Below are 24,607 nucleotides of genomic sequence, written 5' to 3' on the forward strand. Positions count from 1 at the left end.
CCTCCAGGGTATCCCGGCGTGACAAGTCGCCGGGTCGGGCTCACCCTCGCAGTGTCTCCTCCAGCTTCCGCGCCACCGCCGCGGCCTCGTCACCGGGCAGCGGCGCGCCCTCCGGGCCGGTCACATAGAAGGCGTCGACGGCGTTGGCGCCGAGCGTGGAGACGTGCGCGCTGCGCACCCGTACGCTCGCGTCCTCCAGGGCCCGGCCGATACGGAACAGCAGGCCCGGGGCGTCCTGGGAACGGACCTCGATGACGGTGGCCAGCCGGGAGGCGGCCGGATGGACCGACACCCTCGGCGGCGGAGCGATCACGCCCCGGCGGCGCGGATAGGCCGCGTCCCGTTCGGCGAGACGGCCGGCGATGTCCAGGGAGCCGTCCAGGGCCCGGACGAGGTCCGCGCGCAGACGGGCGGCCTGCGGCAGGGAGCCGTACTCGGCGGCGACCCGCCAGTCGAGCAGCAGGACGGAGCCGTCGACGCCGTCCGGGAGGGTCAGGGACCGCAGCTCGGCGGTCCGTACGGTCAGCCGGTGCATGGCCAGCACACCGGCCACCGCGGGCAGCACCTCCGCCTGGTCGGGGACGGCGATGAGCAGTTCCACGCCCAGCGGCTCGGGATCGCCGGACGGCTCCTGTCCGGCGGGCGGCTCGGTCTGGGCCCGCAGGGCGAGGACGGGACTGCCCGTCGCGGCCGCTTCCAGGGCGAGCCGCTCCTGCTCGGCGGTCGGCGCGGCCTCCTCGGGGTCGGCCGGGTCGTCCCCGGCGAGCACCGCCGAGACCCGTCCGACCAGGTCGGCGACGAGCGAGCCGCGCCAGGAGGACCAGGCGGCCGGTCCGGTGGCCAGGGCGTCGGCCTCGGTGAGCGCGTGCAGCAGTTCCAGGGTGCCCTGGGAGCCGACGGCCTCGGCGACCGCGCGCACGGTGGCCGGATCCTCCAGATCACGCCGGGTGGCCGTCTCGACGAGCAGCAGGTGGTGGCGGACGAGGGTGGCGATGACGGTCACGTCGTGGCGGTCGAAGCCGATGCGGGCGGCCACGTCCTTGGCGATGATCTCGCCGGCCACCGAGTGGTCACCGGGCCAGCCCTTGCCGATGTCGTGCAGCAGCGCGGCGACCAGCAGCAGGTCGGGCCGGCTGACCCGGCGGGTGAACTCGGACGCGCGTACCGCGGTCTCGATGAGGTGCCGGTCGACGGTCCACAGGTGCACGGCGTTGCGCTGCGGGCGGCAGCGGACCCGCTCCCAGTCGGGCAGCAGCCGGGTGATCAGTCCCTCGGCCTCCAGCGCCTCCCAGACCTCGACGGTGGGGCGGCCGGAGCCGAGCAGGGTGACGAGTTGTTCGCGTGCCTCGGCGGGCCAGGGCGTGGGCACCGGGCGCACGGTGGCCGCCAGGCGCCGTACGGCGTGCAGGGAGAGCGGGAGTCCGGCCTGGGCGGCGGCAGCGGCGGCGCGCAGCGGCAGGACGGGATCGCGCTCGGGGCGCGCGGCGCGGGCGAGCACCACCTCGCCGTCCTGCTCCACTACGCCCTCGGCCAGCGGGGACCGCTCGGCGGTCGGCTTCCCGCCCCCCAGCATGGCGCGCAGCCGGGGCCGCACGGCGCGTGACCGCAGCACGCGTCCGACCTCGCGCCAGGTGACGTCACTGGCGTACGAGATGAGCCGCGCCGCCTCGTACACCTGCCGCAGCAGCGTGTCCGCGTCGAGCAGGCCGAGCTCGGCGGCCACCTGGTCCTGCTCCTGGAGGGCCAGCCGGTCGGTCGCCCGCCCGGTGGCCAGATGCAGGGCGTCCCGTACGTCGAGGAGCCGGCGCCGGGCGTCGGCGAGGCCCTCGCGCGGGGCGTCGGCGAGCCAGGAGGCGGCGACGGCCCGCAGGGCGGTGGCGTCGCGCAGCCCGCCGCGGGCCTCCTTCAGGTCGGGCTCCAGCAGGTACTGCAGCTCGCCCTGGCGCTCGGCGCGCTCGGCGCACAGTTCCTGCAGTTCGGGGAGGCGCTTGGGCGCCTGGTTGCGCCAGTCGGCCAGAACGGCCGTACGCAGCCCGGCCGTGAGGCCGAGGTCACCGGCGATGTGCCGGGCGTCCAGCAGTCCGAGCTGCACCTTGAGGTCCTCGCCGGCGGTCTTGCGGGCCTCGGCGGGCGTGCGGACGGAGTGGTCGAGGGCCAGGCCCAGGTCCCAGACGGGGTACCAGAGCCGGTCGGCGAGGGCGGCGACGCCCTTGGGGTCGCTGCCGTCGTGCAGCAGGAGCAGGTCGAGGTCGCTGCGGGGCGACAGCTCGCCGCGTCCGTAGCCGCCGACGGCGACCAGGGAGGCCCCGCGCAGCCCTTCCGCGCCCGCGGCGAACAGGCCGGTGAGCCAGTCGTCCGTCAGGTCGGCCAGGGCCGCACGGCGCGGCGGCCCGGACCGCGCCTCCTCGGTGAGGAGACGCAGCCGGGCCGCCGCGTAGCCGCTGGGTCCCGAGTCCTCTGCTTCTTTCTGCACGTCCGTACCCGTCACCCAGCGACTCCTGTTCTGTTTTCCTGCCTCAGAGCGCGTCGGGGCCGCGCTCGCCGGTCCGGACCCGTACGGCCGTGTCGACCGGGACGGACCACACCTTGCCGTCACCGATCTTGCCGGTGCGGGCCGCCTTGACCACGACCTCGATCAGCTGCTCGGCGTCGTCGTCCTCGGCCAGGACCTCGATGCGGATCTTGGGGACCAGATCGACGGTGTACTCGGCGCCCCGGTAGACCTCGGTGTGACCCCGCTGACGACCGTAGCCGCTGGCCTCGGTGACCGTCAGGCCGTGCACGCCGAAGGCCTGCAGGGCCTCCTTGATCTCGTCGAGCCGGTGCGGCTTCACGACGGCGGTGATGAGCTTCATGCGTCCACCTTCTTGCTCTCGGCGCCGCCCACGGCGGCCGCGACGGCGGCGGTCTTGGCGGCACCGCCACCAGCGCCGCTGAAGTCGTATGCGGTCTCGGCGTGCTCGGCCTGGTCGATGCCGGCGACCTCGTCGTCCTCGGAGACCCGCATGCCCATGGTCTTGTCGAGGATGAAGGCGAGGATCGCGGAGACGACCAGGGAGTAGGCGAGGACACCGAAGACACCGGCGCACTGCTTCCAGAACTGTTCCAGGCCGCCCCCGTAGAAGAGGCCTTCGACCTCGGACTGGCCCTTGCCGCTGGCGAAGAAGCCGATCAGCAGGGAGCCGAGGATACCGCCCACCAGGTGGACGCCGACGACGTCCAGGGAGTCGTCATAGCCGAACTTGTACTTCAGGCCGACGGCCATGGCGCACAGCACACCGGCGATGGCACCGACGGCGATCGCGCCGAGCGGGGTGACCGCGCCACCGGCCGGGGTGATGGCGACCAGACCCGAGACCGCGCCGGAGGCGGCGCCCAGGGTGGTGAAGGCGCCGTGGCGGATCTTCTCGTAGGCGAGCCAGCCGAGGACGGCGGCGGCGGTTGCGACCTGCGTGTTGACGAACATCAGGGAGCCGACGCCGTCGTCGTTGCCGAGCCAGGAACCGGCGTTGAAGCCGAACCAGCCGAACCACAGCAGACCGGCGCCGAGCATGACCAGCGGCAGGCTGTGCGGGCGCATCGGGTCCTTCTTGAAACCGACGCGCTTGCCGATGACCAGGATCACGCCGAGCGCCGCGGCACCCGCGTTGATGTGGACCGCCGTACCACCGGCGAAGTCGATCACGCCCATGTCGAAGGCCCAGCCGCCCTCACCCCAGACCCAGTGGGCGACGGGGAAGTAGACGATCGTGGCCCACAGCGCGATGAACAGCGCCCAGGCGGAGAACTTCACGCGGTCCGCGAGCGCACCGCTGATCAGGGCGGGCGTGATGATCGCGAACATCAGCTGGAAAACCATGAAGGTCAGGAGCGGGATGTTGGTCGAGCCCCAGAGCTCGCCCGTGTCCACCCCGGTGAGGCCGACCCAGTCGGAGTTCCAGCCGATGAGGCTGGCGGAGTCGGTGCCGAACGCCATGGAGAAGCCGTACAGCACCCACAGGATGGTGACGATCCCCAGGCTGATGAAGCTCATCATCAGCATGTTCAGGGTGCTCTTGACGCGGACCATGCCTCCGTAGAAGAAGGCCAGGCCCGGCGTCATGAGCATCACCAGGGCGGAACAGATGAGCATGAACCCTGTGTTGGCGGCAGACAGCTTGGGTGCTTCTGCGGCAAGGGTGATGGCTGGTGCCATCGGCGTCTCCTCGTCGTTGGTACGGCCCCGTGCGGGCGAAGCCTCGAGCGGAATGAGGGGTGGGCCGGTTATGCGCCACGAGATTGGCGCAGCGCCGTTTCGGTGGAAGCCCCTCGTTGTTTCGCGGCCGTGACGAAGGCGCCTGCTGTGTTACGGGTCGATGAACTGCCGGATAGCGGGCGCGCTGATCGTTATCGTGGCGCAACCTTCGGCTCTCGCGGCCGTGGGAACACGGACCGGCCGCGGTCGGCCTTCCGATGACCTGGCATGGGGGAGCCGAGTCGGGCAGTTCGGGAGGACCGGCCGCGGCCGGAGTTCCGGGAGGTCGTACGGCTGGTCAGACCGCCTCGGCGGTCTCGGGCAGTTCGGCGGCGAGCCGCTCGGTGAGGTCGACGACCTCGCCCAGGTCGCCGAAGTCGCGTGCGGCCGTGTCGACCGTCTTGCGGATGCGGGTGTTGACCCGCTCGGAGCGGACCTTCTTGGCGACCTGCATGGCCTCGGCGGCGAAGACCGTGCTCTGCCCGGGCTCGCGCTGCAGGAGGTGCACGGTGGCCATGCCGATCAGGTTCAGCGCGTGGGACCGCTGGTGCTCGCCGTCCGCGGCGAAGAGCTCCACGGCCCGCCTCATCAGGGGCTCGGCCAGCGAGGCGTACGTCGGGCTGCGGCCGGCGACGTAGGCCAGGTCGCGGTAGGAGTGGGAGTTCTCGCCGTACAGCTCGGCCTCGGAGAAGAAGCGGATCCAGTCGGGGTCCGGCTCGTCCCACTCGCCGGCGTCGGCGAAGGTGTCCTCGGCCATCCGCACCGCCCGCTTGCACTTGCCGGGCTGCCCCATATTGGCGTAGGCACGGGCCTCCATCGCATACAGCATGGACTGGGTCCGCGGACTCGCGCAGTCCCGGCTGCCGTACTGCGCGAGGTGGATCAGCTCCAGGGCGTCGTCGGGCCGGCCGAGGTGGATCATCTGCCGGCTCATGCTGGACAGCACATAGGACCCGAGGGGCCGGTCGCCGGCCTCCTTGGCGGCGTGCAGCGCGAGCACGAAGTACTTCTGGGCGGTCGGCTGGAGCCCGATGTCGTACGACATCCAGCCCGCCAGCTCGGCCAGTTCCGCGGCGACCTTGAACAGCCGCCGGGTGGTGGCCTCGGGCTGGGACTCCTGGAGCAGGTCGGTCACCTCGTGCAGCTGGCCGACGACCGCCTTGCGGCGCAGGCCGCCGCCGCACTGGGCGTCCCACTGGCGGAACATCACCGTCGTGGACTCCAGCAGGTCCAGCTCCGGCTTGGAGAGTCGGCCGCGGGCGCGCCCGGAACCGGCCGCGGACTCGGACTCGGACCGCGGTGCCGGGGGCGAGGGGACGAGCCAGCGCTGCATGGGCTCGATGAGGGCCGGGCCCGCAGACAGGACCAGCGAGCTCCCGAGGAAGCCGCGCCGCGCCAGCATCAGATCGCTGCGCGAGAACTCGCTGAGCAGGGCCACGGTCTGCGGGCCCGTCCAGGGCAGGTCGACGCCGGTCGCGGACGGCGACTGACGCGCGGTGCGCAGCCCCAGGTCCTCGACGGAGACGACGAGGCCGAAGCGCTCCGAGAACAGCTCGGAGAGGATTCTGGGGATCGGCTCGCGGGGGTTCTCGCCGTCGAGCCAGCGGCGCACGCGCGAGGTGTCCGTGGAGATGTGGTTGGCGCCCAACTGCCGCGCCCTGCGGTTGACCTGGCGGGCGAGCTCGCCCTTGGACCAGCCGCTGCGCACGAACCAGGAGGTGAGCAGCTCGTTCGGGCGCTTGTCAGCGTGCGTCGCGCTCGCAGCGTTCGTTCCGCTTCCGCCGTTGCCGCTCACTGGAACGCCCCCATCCCTGAGACCACTTGTCGCCGAGTGCGCCAAGCCCTATCAGCATGCCGGTTCGTACGGCCGTCCGTCCGGCCCTTGTCACCCTTCGAACGCAAAGCCGACTTGCCTCCGGCATACCCACGAGCGCATGTGCCCCCAGGACTCGTGCACACAAAGTAATCCTACGATCACCCGTCCAGCCACGGCTTGCACGGAAACGCCACCATTCGCCACCCCAACGAATGAACTCACGTACGGCTCCGCACGATTCACTTGACCCAGCACAACCAGGAGCGGGTGCAGCGATGCACCCGAGGGCGCGCAAGCCGGGCACACCACCCTGGGCACCCCCGGGCGCCGAGTACGACGACCGCCACCGGGAAGGCGGAAACAGAGAGTCACACGACGCGTCCGCTGCGTAACCACCGGTGCGTCGGACCCGTTGGAGGGGGCATGGGCTTCACGATCGGCATCAGCCGCGGCATGCGCGACATCCGGACCGGCTCGCGCCGCCGCCGCACGTCGGACGGCACGGCCGTGGCCGAGTACACCGGGCTGTGGGGCTGGGACGTCGTGCCGGGCGCCCGGGCGTCGGCGGGCACCTGCTCCTGCGGCCGCGGCGACTGTCCGGCACCGGGCGCGCACCCGCTGGACTTCGCGCCGGTGCTCCCGGCGGGGGCGACCCTCGACGACGTGACCGAGACCTGGGGCGAGTTCCCCGGCGCCTCGGTGATGCTGCCGGTCGGCCGGGCGTTCGACGTCATCGAGGTGGCCGAACCCGCCGGCTGCCGCGCCCTGGCCCGGCTGGAGCGCATGGGCCTGCCCGTCGGCCCGGTCGCGGCGACTCCGGACGGCCGCACCCACTTCTTCGTCGCGCCCGGCGCCGCCGCCGACCTGACCGGCCTGCTCTACCGCATGGGCTGGGACGACCCGGCCGCCCTCGACCTGCGCGGCCTTGGCCCGGGCACGCACATCACGGCACCGCCCTCCGACCGCGGCGGCCTCGGCCCGGTCCGCTGGCTCCGGTCCCCCGCCCTGGACTCGGCGTCCCGCCCGCCGGAGGCCCGCCTGGTGCTGGGCACACTGGCGTACGTGGCGCACCGGTCACGGGCTTAGGGTCCCGGCAGCCGCCCCGGCACCCGCACCCGCACCCGTACCCGCACCCGCACCCGCCCACAGCGAAGCGCCCGGCCCCCGACTGCACCTCGGGGGCGGGCGCTTCTCGCGCAGGTACCGAAATCGCGCGGGTACCGATCTTCGGAGGTCGTTCCTCGGCGGGTGCCGAGCTCACTCCCCGATAAGGGCGTCAACGAACGCCTCCGGCTCGAACGGCGCCAGGTCGTCCGCACCCTCGCCGAGCCCGACCAGCTTGACCGGGACGCCCAGCTCGCGCTGGACCGCGACGACGATGCCGCCCTTGGCCGTGCCGTCCAGCTTGGTGAGGACGATGCCGGTGATGTCGACGACCTCGGCGAAGACCCGGGCCTGGACCAGGCCGTTCTGGCCGGTGGTGGCGTCGAGGACGAGCAGCACCTCGTCGACCGGGGCGTGCTTCTCCACGACCCGCTTGACCTTGCCGAGCTCGTCCATGAGGCCGGTCTTGGTGTGCAGACGCCCGGCGGTGTCGATGAGCACGACGTTCGCGCCCATCTCCTTGCCCTCCTTGACCGCGTCGAAGGCGACGGAGGCGGGGTCGCCGCCCTCCGGTCCGCGCACGGTGTACGCGCCGACGCGCTCACCCCAGGTCTGGAGCTGGTCGGCGGCGGCGGCCCGGAAGGTGTCGGCCGCGCCGAGCACGACGCTCTGGCCGTCTGCCACCAGGACGCGGGCGAGCTTGCCGGTGGTGGTGGTCTTGCCGGTGCCGTTGACGCCGACGACCAGCACGATGCCCGGCTTGCGGTCCTCCGGTTCGGTCTTGACCACGCGGTCCATGTCGCGGCCGACCAGGGTGATCAGCTCCTCGCGGAGCAGGGTGCGCAGTTCCTCGGGGGTGCGGGTGCCGAGCACCCGTACGCGCTCGCGCAGGCGCTCGACCAGTTCCTGGGTGGGCTGCACGCCGACGTCGGCGGTGAGCAGCGTGTCCTCGATCTCCTCCCAGGTGTCCTCGTCGAGGTGCTCGCGGGACAGCAGGGTGAGCAGGCCCTTGCCGAGGGCGTTCTGCGAGCGGGAGAGACGGGTCCGCAGCCGGACCAGGCGGCCCGCGGTGGGCTCCGGGATCTCGATCGGGGGAGCCTCGGTGGGCGGCTCCTCGATGACGACCGGAGCTGAGCCGTCCGGAAGATCCACCTCCTCTATCGTGCGCCGCGGTTCCTCCCGCGGCGTCTCGGCCTCGTCGCCGACGTGCGGCTCGGCCGGTGGGGCGGTGATGTCGGGCGCTGCGGGCGGCGGCGGGGGCAGCTGCTTCTTGCGCCGGCTGCCGACGATGAGCCCGCCGAGCGCGACGAGCACGACCACGGCGATGACTACAGCAAGGATGACGATTTCCATAACAAGCCCAGTATGGCGTGACCCCCGCCCGGCCGTTCCTTGTCCACGCGGGGCCGCGAAAGCCCCACTGGGCCGGAAGCCCCTCGGGGCGGAGTCACAACGCGCCCGGTGCCGGCTCGGACCCGCAGGGTGCGCGTGCAGCGCCCCAGGGTGTGTCACGGCCCGTGCGGTGGGCCGTGGCACACCCTTTTTCCCGGTGAGAGCACCTAGCGGCCTGACGACCCGTCAGCTATGGTCCCCGCACAGCCGCCGATGAAGGGGGACACGCCCCATGCCCGTCACGGTCGTACGCTTCAACCTCGTCGCTCCCGGGGCGGGCCCCGCCGAGCTCGGCGCCCGGTACCGGGCGGCCCTGGAGATGGCCGCGTACGCCGACGACCGGGGCCTGACCACGGTGCAGACGGAGGAGCACCACGGGGCGGAGAACAACTGGCTGCCGTCGCCGTTCGCCTTCGCGGGGGCGGTCTTCGGCGCGACCCGGCGTGTCGCGGTCACCGTCTCGGCGATCATCGGCCCGCTGCACGACCCGCTGCGGCTGGCCGAGGAGATCGCCGTGCTTGACCTGCTGAGCGGCGGCCGGCTGGTGACGGTCGCCGGGATCGGGTACCGGCCGGAGGAGTACGACCTGTTCGGCGTGGACTTCGCCCTGCGCGGACGGCTCCAGGACGAGCTGCTGGAGACGCTGCTGCGGGCCTGGACGGGCGAGCCCTTCCCTTACCGGGGCCGCACGGTCCGCGTCACCCCGCGCCCGTTCACCGAGCCCCACCCCCTGCTTCTGGTGGGCGGCTCCTCCCGGGCCGCCGCCCGCCGCGCCGCCCGGCTCGGCCTGCCCTTCTTCCCCAGCGCGCACCTGCCGGAGCTGGAGGCGTACTACAAGGAGCTGCTCGTCGAGCACGGCACCGAGGGCTGGGTCATGATGCCCGCCGCCGAGACACCTCTGCTGCACGTGGCCGAGGACCCGGACCGGGCCTGGGCGGAGTACGGCCGGCACTTCCTGCACGAGGCCCGGACGTACGCCTCCTGGCAGTCGGGCGGGGTGCGCTCCGCGGTGAAGTCGGCCGCGACGACCGTGGAGGACCTGCGCGCGGAGGGTGTGTACCGGATCCTCACGCCGGAGCAGTGCGTGTCCCTGGGGCTGGACTCCTACGTCCTGCATCCGCTGGCGGGCGGGATGCCGGTGGAGGAGGGGTGGCGGAGTCTGCGGCTGTTCGCGGAGCGGGTGGTGCCAGAGCTGTGAGGCGGGAGACCGCCGCCCCGGCTCGGGCAGTGGCCGAACCGGGGTGACGGCGGGTTACGGGGAGAGGGGCAGCGGGAACCTCGGCCCTTCTCCCCGAGTTTCGGGGTCGGGGTCAGCCCATCTCCTCCAGGGTCTTGCCCTTCGTCTCCTTGACGAACTTCAGGACGAACGGGATCGAGAGCGCGGCGAACGCGGTGTAGATCACGTACGTCACGGAGAGGTTCCAGTCCGCCAGCGACGGGAAGCTCGCCGTGATGGCCCAGTTGGCGATCCACTGCGCGGCGGCGGCCACGCCCAGCGCGGCGGCGCGGAGCCGGTTGGGGAACATCTCACCGAGCATGACCCAGACGACCACACCCCAGGACAGGGCGAAGAAGAGGACGAAGACGTGTGCGGCGATCAGGGCGATCCAGCCCTGCGTGGCCGGCAGCCTGCCGTCGACGAGGGGGTGGGAGAAGGCCCAGGCCTCAAGCGCCAGACCGGCGACCATGCCGACCGAGCCGATGATCGCGAGCGGCCGGCGGCCGATGCGGTCGACGAAGATCATCGCGATGACGGTGCCGACGATGTTGATGATCGACGTGGTGAAGGAGTAGAAGAACGAGGCCGTCGGGTCGACGCCGACCGACTGCCACAGCGTCGAGGAGTAGTAGAACGCGACGTTGATGCCGACGAACTGCTGGAAGACCGACAGGCCGATACCGACCCAGACGATCGGCTTGAAGAAGAAGCTGCCGCCGAGCAGGTCCTTGAAGCTGGACTTGTGCTCGCTCTTCATGGCGCCCTCGATCTCGGCGACACGGGCGTTCAGGTCGACGTCCTTGCCCTCGACCTCGGTGAGGATCTCCCGGGCACGCTCGTGCTTGCCGACGGAGATGAGGAAGCGCGGGGACTCGGGGATCGCGAAGGAGAGCAGCCCGTACAGGACGGCTGGGATCACCTCGACGCCGAGCATGACCTGCCAGGCTTCCAGCCCCATCAGCGTGCCGCGCTGGTCGCCGTCGGCGGCGTTGAGCAGACCCCAGTTGACCAGCTGCGACACGGCGATGCCGACGACGATCGCGGCCTGCTGGAAGGAGCCGAGCCGGCCACGGTAGGCGGGCGGGGCGACCTCGGCGATGTAGGCCGGGCCGATCACGGAGGCCATGCCGATGGCGAAGCCGCCGACGACGCGCCAGAAGGCGAGGTCCCACAGCGTGAAGGGCAGTGCGGAGCCGACGGCGCTGACGGCGAAGAGGACGGCGGCGATCTGCATGCACCGGATGCGGCCGATGCGGTCGGCTATGCGGCCGGCGGTCGCGGCGCCGATGGCGCAGCCGATGAGAGTGATGGCGATGACCTGGGCCAGGAGTGCGGAGCCGACGTCGTACCGGTCGCGGATGGCCTCGACGGCGCCGTTGATCACGGAACTGTCGTAACCGAAGAGGAAACCGCCCATCGCGGCCGCCGCCGCGATGAAGATGACGTGCCCGAGATGATCGGGGTGAGCCGTCCTGGCTCCTGACTTGGATGCCTGCGCTGTGCTGGTCACGTGTACTCCTCGGGCCACCGGCAACGCTGCCGGAGCGGGTCAGCCCTTCGAGGTGCCACCTGAAGGTACCTGAAGGTAAAAAAGACGTCGCCGAGACTATGCCTTCAAGTCTCGAAGTCAATAGGGCAGCGGATTGGAATCTCAGGCAGGACTGTGTTAGCCGTGTGTTCAAGAAATGAATCCACTGAGGGGCGCAGATGGGACCGGTGCAGCCGCACGCATCTAGCGGAGGCGCTGGGAGATGACCTTCGACACACCGTCGCCCTGCATGGAGACGCCGTAGAGCGCGTCGGCGACCTCCATCGTGCGCTTCTGGTGCGTGATCACGATCAGCTGGGAGGCTTCCTGGAGCTCCTGCATGATCCGGATGAGCCGCTGGAGGTTGGTGTCGTCGAGGGCGGCCTCGACCTCGTCCATGACGTAGAACGGGCTGGGCCGCGCCTTGAAAATCGATACGAGCATCGCCACGGCGGTCAGCGACCGCTCCCCGCCCGAGAGCAGCGACAGCCGCTTGACCTTCTTGCCCGGCGGTCGGGCCTCGACGTCCACGCCCGTGGTGAGCATGTTGTCGGGGTCCGTCAGCACGAGCCGCCCCTCACCGCCCGGGAACAGCCGGCTGAAGACGCCCTCGAACTCCCGGGCCGTGTCCCGGTAGGCCTCGGTGAAGACCTGCTCGACGCGCTCGTCGACCTCCTTCACCACCTGCAGGAGGTCCGCCCGGGTCTTCTTCAGGTCCTCGAGCTGCTCGCTGAGGAACTGGTGGCGTTCCTCCAGCGCCGCGAACTCCTCCAGGGCGAGCGGGTTCACCTTGCCGAGCTGCTGGTAGGCACGCTCGGCGGCCTTCAGTCGCTTCTCCTGCTCGGCCCGGAGATACGGCTTGGGCCGGTTGCGCGGATGCTCCGGATCCTCCGGCAGCTCCTCGCCCTCGGCGGGGGGCGAGGGCGGCACGAGCTGATGTGGACCGTACTCCACCACCAGTCCGGCCGGTTCGACACCCAGCTCCTCCAGCGCCTTGGTCTCCAGCTGCTCGATGCGCAGCCGCTTCTCGGCGCCGAGTACCTCGCCTCGGTGGACCGAATCCGTCAACTTGTCGAGTTCTGCCTTGAGATCGCGTCCCTCGGTGCGGGCACGGGTGAGTTCCTGCTCGCGGAGGGCCTTCGCGGCCTCGGCGGCGGTGCGCTCCTCTTCGGCGCGGGCGAGCGAGACCTCGACGTGCGCGAGCAGCTGCCGGGCACCCGCGCCGACGGCCTCGGCGACGGCCGCCTCGTGCCGCAGCCGGGCCCGCCGCTGCTCGGCACGCGCGCGTGCCTCGCGTTCCGCCCGGGCGGCCCGGTCCAGCGAGTCGGCCCGCCCGGCCAGGCCCTTGACCCGTTCCTCGTGCGTACGGACCTGGAGACGGGCCTCCATCTCGGTCTGGCGGGCGTTGGCACCGTCGGCGGCGAGCCGGTCCCGTACGGAGGTGTCGGGCTCCTCCTCGATCGGCATCTCCTCGGCGACCACGAGCCGCTCGGCGAGTTCCTCCACCTCCTGGAGCGCCTTGTCGAGGGCCTCCTGGGCACGGGCCGCGGCGGCGGTGGACCGCTCGGCCTCCCCGGCCGCTCCCCGTGCCTGCCCGGCGAGCCGGCCGAGCTGCTGGGCGACGGCCGACTTCTCCCGGTCGGCGGCCCGGCGCCGCTCCCCCAGCTCCTCGACCAGCGCGGCACACTCCTTGCGCCGTGCCACGGCCGAGGCCTGGGACTCGGTGAGTTCCTCGCAGCGGACGGCCAGCTCCTCCAGCTCGGCGGCGGCCTCGTCGACGGAGGCCTGTACCTCGAGGAGGCTGGGTGCGCCCGCGGAGCCGCCGTGGGCGACATGGGAGCCGAGGAGGTCACCTTCCGCCGTCACCGCCGTGAGGTCGGGGTGGGCGTAGACGAGGTCCTCTGCGTCTTCGAGGGTGCCGACGACGACGATCCCCCGCAGGAGGCGGCGTACGGCGGGCATCAGCTCGGCGGGGCCGCGGACCAGCTCGGCGGCGAAGTCCCGGCGTTCGCCCGCGGGTGCGTCGTGGTGGTTCACGCCGTCCCCCGGGCCCTCAGGGCCGGAAGCTCCAGCCAGGAGCAGAGTCGCCCGTCCGCCGTCCTGTTTGCGGAGGAGTCTGATCGCGTCTGCCGCCGAGGCCGGGGTCGTCACGGCGATCGCGTCCGCCGCCGCTCCGAAGGCCGCTGCCAGGGCGACTTCATGGCCGGGGGTCACCGTCAGGAGTTCCGCCGCCGGGCCGAGGAGGCCGGAGAGACGATCCTTCGCCGCGAGCAGCATCCCGGTGCCGTCCTTGCGGCGCAGGCCCAGCGCCAGGGCCTCGTGGCGGGCCTGGGTGGCGGCGCGCTTGCGTTCCGTCGCCGTGGTCGCCTCGCGGGCTGCCGTGAGGGCGGCCTCGGCCTCGGTGAGCTGCTGCTTGGCGGCCTCGTACTGCCCGGCGAGTTCGACGTCACCGGCGTCGAGGCCGTCGACCTCGGACTTGAGGACCTCGTACTCCTCCTGGGCCGCGACGGCACGTTCCTGCGCCTCGTCGCGGGCGGCGGCCAGGCGTTCGATCTCGGCCTGGGCGGAGGCCGCCCGGGAGCGGGCCGCGTTGACCTGGCCGCCGAGCCGGGCCAGGCCCTCGCGCCGGTCGGCGATGGCCCGGGCGGCGTCCTTGAGACGACGTTCCTCCTGGGCCAGTGCGCGCTCCAGTTCGGCGCGGTGGGCGACCGTGTCCTCCAGGGCGCGTTCGGCCGCCTCCAGGGCCGCTTCCAGCTCGGCCTCCTGCTCGCGGATGCGGGCGGCCTCGCGCTCCATGTCCTCGGGGTCGCGTCCACGCCGCTCCTCGGGGGGCGCGGAGGTGGCGCTCTTCACGCGGGCGTCGGCCAGTGAGATGGTGCCGCGCACCCGCTCGGCGAGCTGGGAGAGCTCGTACCAGGTCTGCTGGGCGCGCTGGAGGCGCGGCGTGAGCTGCCGAACCTCGTCCTCCAGCAGCGCCTCGCGCTGGAGCGCCCTGCGCAGTTCCTGCTCGGCGGCCTCCTTGCGCTCCTTCAGCGCGGCCTCGTCGGCGACCTCGGCCTTGAGGGCTTCCCGGAGCCGGACGAGGTCGTCGGCGAGCAGGCGCAGCCGGGAGTCGCGCAGGTCGGCCTGGATGACTGCGGCCCGGCGTGCCACGGCGGCCTGGCGGCCGAGGGGCTTGAGCTGGCGCCTGAGCTCGTCGGTGAGGTCCTGCACGCGCGCGAGGTTGGCCTGCATCGCGTCCAGCTTGCGCAGCGCCTTCTCCTTGCGCTTGCGGTGCTTGAGGACGCCGGCGGCCTCCTCGATGAACGCGCGGCGGCCCATGGGGTCGGCGTGCAGCACGGAGTCGAGCTGGCCCTGCCCGACGATGACGTGCATCTCGCGGCCGATGCCGGAGTCGGAGAGGAGCTCCTGGATGTCGAGGAGTCGGCAGGTGTCGCCGTTGATCTGGTACTCGCTGCCGCCGTTGCGGAACATGATCCGCGTGATGGTGACCTCGGCGTACTCGATGGGCAGGGCCCCGTCGGAGTTGTCGATGGTCAGGGACACCTCGGCACGACCCAGGGGCGGGCGGCCTGTGGTGCCGGCGAAGATGACGTCCTCCATCTTGCCGCCGCGCAGCGATTTGGCGCCCTGCTCGCCCATGACCCAGCTGAGCGCGTCGACGACGTTGGACTTGCCCGAGCCGTTCGGTCCGACGACGCACGTGATCCCCGGCTCGAACCGGAGGGTGGTCGCCGAGGCGAACGACTTGAACCCACGGAGGGTCAGGGCCTTGAGGTGCACGCCGCCGGACTCTACCGCCCGGGTCCGTCTCACTCCATGAACCCACGGTTTCGCCGCTGAACGCGCAGGGCAGACCAGACGTTAAAGACGGTGAATGGATGCGCGGGGGAAAGAAAGAAGGGACGCCGGTGGCGTCCCTTGTACTTCTGACAACTTAGCGGTTGTGACGGGCTTCCCCATCACTGCTGTGCCGATGTGGAGCGGTGCAGTGATCAGGTGAGCGCAGGCTCCGCCTGGTGTGCGTCAACGCTCTCCATGATCCTGTCGTGAGAAGCGGCAGCCGTCAGCGCCTCGTTCTCCGCCTGGATCCGTACGAGCTCGGATTCCAGGTCCTGGACGCGCTGCTGGAGCCGTCGCATCTCGGCGAGGAGTCGCGGGTCGGAGCCGCCGACGTAACCGAGAAGCGCCTTTGCCATGATGGATGGTCCTCCACAATGAGTGACCGACCGATGCGGTGTGGGTCGTGAGGGATTCGCACCCGCGGTCTTGGCAGGGCCTGGAGTTGTACTGCCGTTCAGCCATGCCAAACAGCTAAGGTGCGCGGGGTGCTTTCAGCGTCTCACCAAAAAGTTTGACGGTCAACACGATCACGCCCCGTATTGGCGGGCAACCCGGGCGAACGCGGCCGGAAGTGGCGGCGCTGCGGCTTCTGCGGGGCCCTCGGGGCGTGGCGATCATCTTTGCGCCTGGAGTCCGCCAAGGCAAGCGATTCTTGGCAATCACCAGCAAGTTTCCGTCCGGGGCGGCTGCCCGGGCCCTGTCCGGGCAGCCGCCCCGGAGACCACCCGGCGGTGCGCGATCAGCGGATGGCGAAGCCGTCGTAGCCGCCGCGAGGTGTGTCCCAGATCTCGGTGACACCGTCCACGCGGCCGGGCGTGTCGTTACCCTCGAGCCACTCCAGCAGTCCTTCACAGCCCTCGCGCGGGCCCTCGGCGACCACTTGGACCCGCCCGTCGCCCAGATTGAGAGCAAAGCCACTCAGGCCGCCGATCTCCAAGGCCTTGGCCCGCGTGAACCAGCGGAAACCCACACCTTGGACCCGTCCACGCACCCAGGCGACCAGTCGCACATCCTCGCTCATGACTGCAACCTAACCGCCCGATCTCCCTCCGGGCACTTCCTCCACGTGCGCCATGCGGTACCGTCCCCCCTCAACGAATCTCATATGAAACTCACACGATCTGGTGAGTTTGGTGTTGATCTCGAGGACGAGTCGACCGCCAGGACGAGGAAGGCCAGGACATGGGACGCCACCGACGCTCCGCCGCCGGCCGCGCCGCCACGGGAATTACTCACCCCGACGGTTTCGCGGAGGACCACGACCCGCTGCACTCCACCGCGGACGACGCCCCGACGATGGGCATCGCGCCGTATCTGAACCCGGAGGCGCACGCCGGCACCTACGCGACGAGCGAGGCCTACCTGTTCGGTACGGAGACGTCGGCGGCGGGTGACCGCTTCGAGGACACCACTGTCTTCGCGAGCGACGGCTTCGCGAGCGACGGCTTCACGCCCGACAGCGGCGCCCGCCGCGCGGGCACGCACCGCCGCCGGAAGAAGGCCGCGCGGCCGATGCGCACCGGGCTGCTCGGCGTGTCCGCCGCCGTGGCACTGGGCACGGTCGCGGTCGCCACGGGCGCGGTGCCCGGCCTGGAGAACTACCAACTGGGTGGCAACGGCGGCGCCGACAAGGTGCAGGCCGGGAACACGCCGACGAACACCCCGATCGAGCAGGGCGGCACCTCCGGCAGCGCCGACGACCGGGACGGCGCGCCCACCAGCCGGGACGCGGAGCGCACCCTCTCGCCGTCGCCGTCCGCCTCGAAGTCGTCGGCCGCGCCGACGAAGACGCCGGAGAAGCCTGACAAGACGCCGGACAAGACGCCGGAGAAGACTCCGGAGAAGAAGAAGCCGACGGCCACCCCGAACGAAAAGCCGGACGACACACCCTCCCGTACGGCCACGAAGGCGCCGGCGAAGCCCGGATCCTCCGCCGCCCTCTCCGGGGAGTCCGCCACGGCGGCCCAGGTGCTCCAGCTCGTGAACGAGGAGCGGGCCAAGGTGGGCTGCAGCCCGGTCGCCGCGAACAGCGCGCTGGCCGGCCTGGCCCAGAGCTACAGCGAGGACATGGCCGCGCGGGGCTTCTTCGACCACACCGACCCGGACGGCCGCACGCCCTGGGACCGGGCCGAGAAGGCCGGGATATCCAACCTCGGCGGCGAGAACATAGCCCGCGGCCAGGCCGACGCCGCTGCCGTGATGGACGCCTGGATGAACAGCCCCGGCCACCGCGCGAACATACTGAACTGCGACTTCAAGACGCTGGGCGTCGGTGTCGAGTTCGGTTCCGGCGGCCCCTGGTGGACCCAGAACTTCGGCTACTGAGGTAGAGCACCTCACCGGTCTGGGCGTCTCGGGTGACAGTCTGGCCCTCCCGAAGCCGGACGAGTTCGCCACCCGAAGCAGGCCGGCCAGGGTGATCGGGTCGGTACCCAAAGAGGCCGCAGCACCAGCCACGGCCTCAGGGGCGACGGAGCGGTGTCCTCGGCGAACAGGGCGTCATCCACGGTCTGGCAGAAGGCGTCACGGGGTCCGTTCTCGTGCCGGATCGGGTAGGCGCCGATCTTGTCGCCCAGGCGCCTGTCAAGGGCCCCGGGGGTACGAGCGTCGCGGTGGGCACCAGATGTCGAAGCCGGTGGTGTCGTAACCAGAGCCGCTGAAGTCGGCGCACTCCCCCAGGCGCGGTTCGCGTCCTCGGTCGCGCACTCGGTCGGGACCGCACAACGTCGGTCACCACAGACCGGGCAGGCACGGCCACCGCGCACCAGGCGAACGGGCGCCGTGGTCGAGCCGAAGACCGGCCGAGCGCATAGGGGCTGGGGCGGTCGGCTCCACGGCTGCAACGGAGCCACTTTGGCGCGAGCCTCGAAGACCATGGCCCCAACGTCGTGCTGTTACGGGCAGGTCCACAGACTGCCCGACTCGCCGGAGGCTTACGGGCCATGATGACTCGCCCCAAAGCACTCCAGCCCAAAGCCGCTCCGCCGACCTTCGTTGCCGACAGCAGGCAGCCGGTCCGTGTCCGATGTGCCGAATCAGCACCTCATGCCACATCGCCAGACTTTTTACCCTGTTCTGAACACGGGTACGAAGTGCACTCCACGTGTGAGACGTGGCACACCGTCTCGACGCCAACTGAAACGGATGGTGAGCGTCCTGAACGGCATATCGAACGCAAGAGCCTCCAGCGCGCACCAGCAGAACGGCAGCTCAGGGCCTCGCGCGTCCCTACTGGGGTCGCTGGTGCTCACGCTGCTACTGGGCGCGCTGTCGGCGCTGGTGATGCTTCCGGCAGCCCAGCACCTACGCTCTCTCCAAGACGGCGAGCGGGCTCGTGCGACGTTGCATACGAGTGGCTCGTGCATGGCTGGCCACTGCCGGGTCAAGTTCGAGGCCGATGGACGGACCGTGGTGGCGGATCTTCCGGTAGGCAGCGGTGGCGGCAAGAGCTCCGTCGGCAGCCCACTGACCGTCCGGTACCAGGCGGACGATCCACAGGTAGTCGCCCGTGAAGATGATGTCGGGGGCGGCGGGGCAGCCGTACTGGCGGTGATGTCGGGCGGAGGCTCCCTGCTCTTCCTGATGGTCTCGGTCGTCGCGGCTATGTCCGTGGTGCGGCAGCGGCGCGCGGACTCGAGCCCGGCGGTGGGATCAGCCGGGCGGCACGCCAGTCCAGCGGCAGCCCATCCCCCTGAGCGCTGACAGGCGTCGCAGTCTTGTTGCTGCAGCACTCCGAGAAGGGGAGCTCATGGGGATTGTGGCCTGTTTTGGGTTCGTCACTCTGGGCGGGTACATGGTCCGGAGCGCCGCCATGGTGTGGCGCTACCCTGACCGGGCGCGGACGGAAGCCGCCGGGTGGGCCAAGCTCGGCAAGCACGGAGCCTGGGCAGTCACACGCGGCATCGTGCCCGTCGCCGGCATGTTCACCTGCCTGGCCGTCATGATGATCTCGTTTCTCGGCGCCGAGGCCTGGGGCACGGTTCGAGGGGCCCTGGAGACGGTCGGGACCGTGTTCTTCATCCTGATGTTGGTCTGCTGGCTCGCCATCGCCTCCATAGCCGTGTTCAACAGGCCAAGATTCCTCGTACCGCCGTACCTGCGCGACAGACGCCGTATGTAGCGACGAAACGCACAGGCCAGCGAACCAGCACGGCCCAACCCGCGTACGCGATCTTCCAAGCTGGTGCCGCGGCAGGCAACGTTTGCCCGTCAAGGAGCGACGTCGTGGGGGTGCCTCCCGCCCGAGCCGTGCGAAGCGCGGTTCGAGGGTGGGGGAGGGTGCTCTCGGCGTGCCGGCCGGAAGTCCTCGTACTGGATGTACTTGGGCTTTCGGCCGGTGCGGCGAGTGGGGGCACCTCCCACGCCTTTCGGGCAGTGGGGGAGCGTGCCGGGCGTCGCGACGGGGCGAGCGTTGCCTGTCGCGGCACCTAGCCGCGCGGGTTCGATCGCCATGCCCGCTCCATCCGACTCAAGGCCGAGCGAGCCACCCGACTCTGGGCGGCCGACGAGCCACTCAGGCGGCGGCCAGGCCCTTGAGGAAGACCCTGGCCGTCTCCGCCACCCGGCGGCCCAGCTGCTCCGCCGTGGCGATGTCGGCCTTGTGGACGGCGTCCGGGCCCTCGTCGGCGTTGGTCTGGGCGGCCGCCCCCGTGAAGACGCCGAGACGGTTCAGGTCGTGCTCGGAGCCGGTGCTGCTGTTCCAGCCCGGGAGCAGGCCGAGGTTGACCCAGTGCATGCCGAGCTGCGCGGCGAGGATCTGGAAGTACTGCAGGGTGTGCAGCTTGTCGCCGCTCTTGGAGGCCGAGTTGGTGAAGCCGGCGGCCAGCTTGTCCTTCCAGGCCTGCGTGGCCCAGCGCTTCGAGGTGGCCTCCGCGAAGACGTGGAAGGCGCCGGACGCGGTGCCCATGTAGGTCGGCGAGCCGAACACGATGGCGTCCGAGCCGTCGAGGAGCGCCCACTGCTCCTCGGTGATCTCGTCGACCTTGATCAGGTGCACCTCGGCACCGGCGTCGACGGCGCCGGCGCGGACGGCTTCGGCGAGGACGGCGGTGTGGCCGTAACCGGAGTGGTAGGCGAGGGAGACAACAGGGGTGGTCACGTACGGACTCCTGGAGTAGGCAGGTCACTGACGATAACCAAAGGAAAGCACTAACTTTTGGTTAGTGCAACCTGTTGGTTAGCGCTGCGTTGGCGTACGCTGGGCATATGACCACCACCCCGGAGTTCACGGAGGGGCTGGACGACCTCCCGTACAACGTGTTCGCCAAGGCCTGTCCCTCGCGCGGCACGCTGGAGCACGTCACGGGTCGCTGGGGCGCACTCACGCTCGGCGCCCTGTACGAGGGCTCACTGCGCTTCAACGAGCTGCGCCGCCGCGTCGACGGCGTCAGCGAGAAGATGCTGTCCCAGACGCTGCACGCCCTGGAGCGCGACGGCCTGGTGCACCGCGAGGCGCAGCCGACCAATCCACCTCGCGTCGACTACGAACTGACGCCGCTGGGGCGCGGGGTCGCCGAGCGGCTGCGAAGCCTCATCCACTTCGTGGAGGGGCAAATGGACGACGTGCTCGCCGCGCGCGAGCGTTACGACGCGACGCGCGGCGCCCGCTGACACGTCGGGCAGAAGTAGCTCGACCGGTTCATCCAGGTCCGCCGCCGCATCGGCGTGCCGCAGCGCCGGCACGGCAGGCCCTCACGGCCGTACGCGTCCAGCGACCGGTCGAAGTAGCCCGACTCGCCGTTGACGTTGACGTACAGGCTGTCGAAGCTGGTGCCGCCCACTGCGAGGGCCGCGTTCATCACGTCCCGCACATGGCCCAGGAGCTGCAGGGTGCGCGGCCGGGTGAAGGTCGCGGTCGGGCGCTCGTAGTGGACGCGGGAGCGCCACAGAGCCTCGTCCGCGTAGATGTTGCCGACGCCGCTGATCAGCGACTGGTCGAGCAGGGCCCGCTTGATCGTGGACCGCTTGCGGCGCAGCGCCGTGTGGAAGGCCTCGTCGTCGAAGAGCGGGTCGAGCGGGTCGCGGGCGATGTGGGCGATGACGTCGGGCAGCCCGTCCGGGGTGTTCTCGTGGAGCGACAGGCCGCCGAAGGTGCGCTGGTCGACAAAGCGGAGTTCGGTGTCCAGGGCGTCGGTGAAGCGGACGCGGACGCGCAAGTGCTTCTCGTCCGGGGCGGTGTGCGGCTGGACCAGCAGCTGGCCGCTCATGCCGAGGTGGGCCAGGACCGACTGGTCCGTGTCCTCCAGGGGCAGCCACAGGTACTTGCCGCGGCGGCTCGGGACGCCGATGCGGTGGCCCTTCAGGCGGTGCGCGAAGTCGTCGGCGCCCGCGAGGTGGCGGCGCACCGCGCGCGGGTGCAGGACCTCGGCCTCGGCGACGGTCCGGTGGGCGACCCACCGCTCCAGTCCGCGCCGTACGACCTCGACCTCGGGCAACTCGGGCATGGGGTCCCCCGTCACGTACCTGCGGATGACCGGAGCGCCCGCCCCGGGCAGGGGCGGGCGCTCGGGTGCGCTGTGCTGTGCCGACCGCCGGGTGAGGGCGGGCGGCTGTCAGCCGTCGACGCTGCCGTCGACGGCCGTGTGGGCGGCGTGCGCCGCCGCCGTCTGCGTCGCCTCGGCGTCCTTGGCCGCCTTGGCGCGCTCGTCCGCGGCGGCCCGGATGGACCGCCACGCTGCCTCGGCGGCCTGCTGCTCCGCCTCCTTCTTGCTGCGGCCGGTGCCGGTGCCGTACGAGACGCCTCCGACGCGGGCGGCAGCAGTGAAGGTCTTCTCGTGGTCGGGGCCGGTCTCCGTGACCAGGTACTCGGGAACGCCGAGCCCCTCGGTCGCGGTGAGCTCCTGGAGACTGGTCTTCCAGTCCAGGCCGGCTCCGAGGTTCGAGGACTTCTCGATCAGGGGGTCGAACAGGCGGTGCACCAGCTCCGCCGCCGAGTCCAGGCCCTGGTCGAGATAGACCGCGCCGATCACCGCTTCCAGGGTGTCGGCAAGGATGGACGCCTTGTCCCGCCCGCCCGTGCCCTCTTCACCGCGGCCGAGCCGGATGAAGGAGCCCAGGTCGAGCCCGCGGCCCACCTCGGCGAGTGCGCGCGAGTTCACCACCGCGGCCCGCAGCTTGGCCAGCTGGCCTTCGGGCAGATCGGGGTGAGTGCGGTACAGCGTGTCCGTGACCACGAGGCCGAGGACGGAGTCCCCGAGGAACTCCAGGCGCTCGTTGGTCGGCAGACCGCCGTTCTCGTACGCGTACGACCGGTGGGTCAGTGCTCGCACCAGAAGGGCGGACTCGACCTTGTAGCCGAGCCGCCCTTCCAGAAGCGTGTGGGACGAGGCCTGGTTGTCCGCAGAGTTTTTCTTCGGCGTAGACACAGTGCCTCTCACCAGCCGCTCAGACCTCGAGGACCTGGCGCTTGTTGTAGGTGCCGCACGACGGGCACGCGATGTGCTGCTGCTTGGGCTCGTGGCAGCGCTCGCACGCAACCAGGGTGGGGACCGCAGCCTTCCACTGCGACCGGCGGTGGCGCGTGTTGCTGCGCGACATCTTCCGCTTCGGAACAGCCACGGCTACTTCTCCTGCTTCTCGTCGGCGCGTGCTGACTGAGGCGCGCCGCCGCTCATCTCGTCCTTCTCGCCGTCCGACATGGTGTCGGCGAGTCCCTGCAAAGCCGCCCAACGGATGTCGACGGCGTCATGGTGGTGGTCCGGGTCGTCCGCCAGCCGCGCGCCGCATTCGGCACACAGACCAGGGCAGTCTTCCTGGCACACCGGCTGCATCGGCAGTGCGAGCACCACCGCATCACGCAGCACGGGCTCGAGGTCGAACAGGCCGTCCTCGAGGAAGAGCCTGTCCTCGTCGTCCTCGGCGTCGTCGCCCGGTTCCGCGATCACGCGGCCCCGGTCATCGGCGTCAGGGTACGAGAACATCTCCTGGAAATCCGCTTCGAGCTGCTGCTCCAGCGGCTCCAGACACCTTACGCACTCCCCCTCGGCCGCGGCACGGGCGGTGCCTGTGACGAGCACCCCTTCCATGACCGACTCCAGACGGAGTTCGAGCTCCACCGGGGCGCCTTCCGGCACTCCGATGACCCCCTTGATACCGAAGTCCTTGGGGGCGTCGACCGTGCGGGTCAGGCGCTGCAGCGCACCAGGCCGCCGGCCCAGCTCGTGCGTGTCGAACACGAGGGGGTTTCGGTGGTCGAGGCGGGCGTTCAGGGCCATTCCTGCTTTCGGTCTGCTGTAGCTGAGGGGGGCGCCGCCCTTCGGTGTTCCGGGCAGCGTTGATCGCGGACGTACGCGCGACCGAAGAGCCAGGATACTGGACCTTTCGCTGTCGGCCCAATCCGGTGCTCAGCCCTGGCCACGGCCCTGCTCGTAGGCCCGCAGCTGCTCGGCGCTGATCATGCTGGTGTCGAACAGGCTGGTCTCGTCGAGGCCGTATCCCTGGGGGTCCTGCTGCGGCTGCTGCTGGTGCTGGGCCTGGTTCGGCTCGTAGGCGGCCTGCTGGGGGTGGTAGCCCTGGTAGCCGTAGGGATCGGCCTGCTGGTAGCCGTACTGGTCCTGCTGGGCGGCGTAGGCCTGCTGCGGGTAGCCGCCGTAGGGGTCGGGCTGCTGCTGGACGGGGGCACCTCCCGCCGGAGCGTAGCCGGAGGTGGGGGAGTACGCCGGCTGCGGCTGCCCGTAGTCCGGCTCCTGGGCGGGCCGCTCGGCCGGGGGCTCCTGCTCCGCCAGGGCGACGAGGTCGGCGAGGTAGTCGGCGTCGCTGGAGTGCTGGACGGTGCTCGCGTCGCCGGCGAGGGCGCCGAGGTCGTCCGTGGCGATCCGGCCGTGCAGCTTCTGCCGGCCGCGGCCGACTGCCTCCAGGGTCTTGGCGAGGACCGCCTCGAAGGCGCCGAGCTTGACGTCGACGTACTCGTCGGCGCTGCGGCGCTGGGTCTCCGGGTCGTGGCTGCGCTCGGGAGCGTCCTCGTCCTCGTAGCCCTGCTCGTCGGTGCCGGGGCCGGTGCCGAGGAGCTTCTCGCGGCCGCGGCCGACGGAGCCGAGGGTCTTGGTGAGGACGACCTCGAAGTTGGCGAGCTTGGAGTCCACGTATTCGTCGGCCTCGGCGCGGATCTCCTCGGCCTCCTGGCGGGCCTCGCTGAGGATCCGGTCGGCCTCGGCCTGGGAGCGGCGGGCCACCTCGGTGCCGGAGATGAGCGAGCCGCGCTCGGCGTGCGCGCTCTCGATGATCCGCTGGGCCTCCTGGCGGGCCTGCTCGACCATCTGCTCGCGGCCGCCGATCAGCTCCTGGGCCTGGGCGAGCGAGTCGGGCAGCGCCGCGCGCACCTCCTCCAGCATCGAGAGCAGTTCGGCGCGGTTGACCACGCACGAGGCCGACATGGGCATGGACCGGGCGCCGGAGACCGCGGCGACGATCTCGTCGAGCTTCTTCTGCACGTCCACCGTGTGCTCGCCACTCTCTACAGATGCGTTGGAGACG

The 24,607-nt window shown here is 71.1% G+C and carries 20 protein-coding genes; 5 read left to right on the forward strand and 15 right to left on the reverse strand.

The window, feature by feature from the left end; genetic code table 11:
* Nucleotides 1–40: 40 nt before the first annotated feature.
* The 4 genes from ACZ5TL_RS19020 to nsdA all read right to left on the reverse strand — a co-directional run bounded on the left by ACZ5TL_RS19020 (nt 41) and on the right by nsdA (nt 6,029).
* Nucleotides 41–2,488 (reverse strand): [protein-PII] uridylyltransferase, encoded by a 2,448-nt coding sequence (locus ACZ5TL_RS19020; protein ID WP_468591055.1) that lies wholly within the window; start codon nt 2,486–2,488, stop codon nt 41–43.
* A gap of 28 nt (nt 2,489–2,516) precedes the next feature.
* Nucleotides 2,517–2,855 (reverse strand): P-II family nitrogen regulator, encoded by a 339-nt coding sequence (locus ACZ5TL_RS19025; protein ID WP_006346309.1) that lies wholly within the window; start codon nt 2,853–2,855, stop codon nt 2,517–2,519.
* Complete coding sequence (locus ACZ5TL_RS19030; protein WP_468591057.1) at nt 2,852–4,195, reverse strand: ammonium transporter; 1,344 nt, start codon at nt 4,193–4,195, stop codon at nt 2,852–2,854. Before ACZ5TL_RS19030 ends, ACZ5TL_RS19025 begins: the two co-directional genes overlap by 4 nt.
* A gap of 337 nt (nt 4,196–4,532) precedes the next feature.
* Nucleotides 4,533–6,029 carry a transcriptional repressor NsdA gene (nsdA, locus tag ACZ5TL_RS19035; RefSeq protein WP_468591058.1) on the reverse strand — a complete coding sequence of 499 codons (1,497 nt, stop codon included), beginning with the start codon at nt 6,027–6,029 and terminating at the stop codon, nt 4,533–4,535.
* Nucleotides 6,030–6,473: 444 nt separating this feature from the next.
* On the opposite strand from nsdA, the gene ACZ5TL_RS19040 reads away from it, so the two are divergent.
* A complete protein-coding gene (locus ACZ5TL_RS19040) occupies nt 6,474–7,136 on the forward strand; it encodes a bifunctional DNA primase/polymerase (RefSeq protein ID WP_468591059.1) in 663 nt (220 codons plus the stop codon).
* 171 nt (nt 7,137–7,307) lie between these two features.
* Here ACZ5TL_RS19040 and ftsY read toward each other — a convergent pair whose 3' ends face one another.
* A complete protein-coding gene (gene ftsY, locus ACZ5TL_RS19045) occupies nt 7,308–8,507 on the reverse strand; it encodes a signal recognition particle-docking protein FtsY (RefSeq protein WP_468591061.1) in 1,200 nt (399 codons plus the stop codon).
* 271 nt (nt 8,508–8,778) lie between these two features.
* On the opposite strand from ftsY, the gene ACZ5TL_RS19050 reads away from it, so the two are divergent.
* Nucleotides 8,779–9,744: an LLM class flavin-dependent oxidoreductase gene (locus tag ACZ5TL_RS19050; RefSeq protein ID WP_468591062.1), complete on the forward strand. Its 966-nt coding sequence runs from the start codon at nt 8,779–8,781 to the stop codon at nt 9,742–9,744.
* A gap of 112 nt (nt 9,745–9,856) precedes the next feature.
* Here ACZ5TL_RS19050 and ACZ5TL_RS19055 read toward each other — a convergent pair whose 3' ends face one another.
* The 4 genes from ACZ5TL_RS19055 to ACZ5TL_RS19070 all read right to left on the reverse strand — a co-directional run bounded on the left by ACZ5TL_RS19055 (nt 9,857) and on the right by ACZ5TL_RS19070 (nt 16,157).
* On the reverse strand, nt 9,857–11,275 hold the full coding sequence (locus ACZ5TL_RS19055; protein ID WP_468591064.1) for a sugar porter family MFS transporter: 1,419 nt from the start codon (nt 11,273–11,275) through the stop codon (nt 9,857–9,859).
* A gap of 222 nt (nt 11,276–11,497) precedes the next feature.
* Nucleotides 11,498–15,076, reverse strand: a complete 3,579-nt coding sequence (smc, locus tag ACZ5TL_RS19060; RefSeq protein ID WP_468591066.1) for a chromosome segregation protein SMC — start codon at nt 15,074–15,076, stop codon at nt 11,498–11,500.
* 212 nt (nt 15,077–15,288) lie between these two features.
* The gene (locus tag ACZ5TL_RS19065) at nt 15,289–15,492 is read right to left on the reverse strand and encodes a hypothetical protein (protein ID WP_003993245.1); all 204 of its coding nucleotides are present in this window, start codon (nt 15,490–15,492) and stop codon (nt 15,289–15,291) included.
* Nucleotides 15,493–15,875: 383 nt separating this feature from the next.
* The gene (locus ACZ5TL_RS19070) at nt 15,876–16,157 is read right to left on the reverse strand and encodes an acylphosphatase (RefSeq protein WP_468591067.1); all 282 of its coding nucleotides are present in this window, start codon (nt 16,155–16,157) and stop codon (nt 15,876–15,878) included.
* Nucleotides 16,158–16,318: 161 nt separating this feature from the next.
* Between ACZ5TL_RS19070 and ACZ5TL_RS19075 the strand changes: the two genes are divergently transcribed.
* Both ACZ5TL_RS19075 and ACZ5TL_RS19080 read left to right on the forward strand, forming a co-directional pair.
* Complete coding sequence (locus ACZ5TL_RS19075; protein WP_468591068.1) at nt 16,319–17,461, forward strand: CAP domain-containing protein; 1,143 nt, start codon at nt 16,319–16,321, stop codon at nt 17,459–17,461.
* 1,423 nt (nt 17,462–18,884) lie between these two features.
* Nucleotides 18,885–19,256: a hypothetical protein gene (locus tag ACZ5TL_RS19080; protein WP_468591069.1), complete on the forward strand. Its 372-nt coding sequence runs from the start codon at nt 18,885–18,887 to the stop codon at nt 19,254–19,256.
* Between the two features lie 393 nt (nt 19,257–19,649).
* Here the strand turns inward: ACZ5TL_RS19080 and ACZ5TL_RS19085 are convergent, their stop codons facing one another.
* Nucleotides 19,650–20,234, reverse strand: coding sequence for a flavodoxin family protein (locus ACZ5TL_RS19085; RefSeq protein WP_468591070.1), 585 nt, complete (start codon nt 20,232–20,234; stop codon nt 19,650–19,652).
* Nucleotides 20,235–20,341: 107 nt separating this feature from the next.
* Here ACZ5TL_RS19085 and ACZ5TL_RS19090 point away from each other — a divergent pair, with 107 nt between their 5' ends.
* On the forward strand, nt 20,342–20,746 hold the full coding sequence (locus ACZ5TL_RS19090; protein WP_468591071.1) for a winged helix-turn-helix transcriptional regulator: 405 nt from the start codon (nt 20,342–20,344) through the stop codon (nt 20,744–20,746).
* Here ACZ5TL_RS19090 and mutM read toward each other — a convergent pair.
* The 5 genes from mutM to ACZ5TL_RS19115 form a co-directional block, all read right to left on the reverse strand.
* Nucleotides 20,719–21,579 (reverse strand): bifunctional DNA-formamidopyrimidine glycosylase/DNA-(apurinic or apyrimidinic site) lyase, encoded by an 861-nt coding sequence (gene mutM / locus ACZ5TL_RS19095; protein ID WP_468591073.1) that lies wholly within the window; start codon nt 21,577–21,579, stop codon nt 20,719–20,721. The genes ACZ5TL_RS19090 and mutM overlap by 28 nt on opposite strands.
* 108 nt (nt 21,580–21,687) lie before the next feature.
* A complete protein-coding gene (gene rnc, locus ACZ5TL_RS19100) occupies nt 21,688–22,500 on the reverse strand; it encodes a ribonuclease III (protein WP_468591074.1) in 813 nt (270 codons plus the stop codon).
* A gap of 19 nt (nt 22,501–22,519) precedes the next feature.
* On the reverse strand, nt 22,520–22,693 hold the full coding sequence (gene rpmF, locus ACZ5TL_RS19105) for a 50S ribosomal protein L32 (protein ID WP_003951102.1): 174 nt from the start codon (nt 22,691–22,693) through the stop codon (nt 22,520–22,522).
* Nucleotides 22,694–22,695: 2 nt separating this feature from the next.
* A complete protein-coding gene (locus tag ACZ5TL_RS19110) occupies nt 22,696–23,349 on the reverse strand; it encodes a YceD family protein (RefSeq protein ID WP_468591075.1) in 654 nt (217 codons plus the stop codon).
* 129 nt (nt 23,350–23,478) lie between these two features.
* Entirely contained in the window at nt 23,479–24,570 is a 1,092-nt protein-coding gene (locus ACZ5TL_RS19115) for a DivIVA domain-containing protein (protein WP_468591076.1), read from the reverse strand.
* Nucleotides 24,571–24,607 lie beyond the last annotated feature (37 nt).

Source organism: Streptomyces sp. NPDC033136, assembly GCF_055578235.1.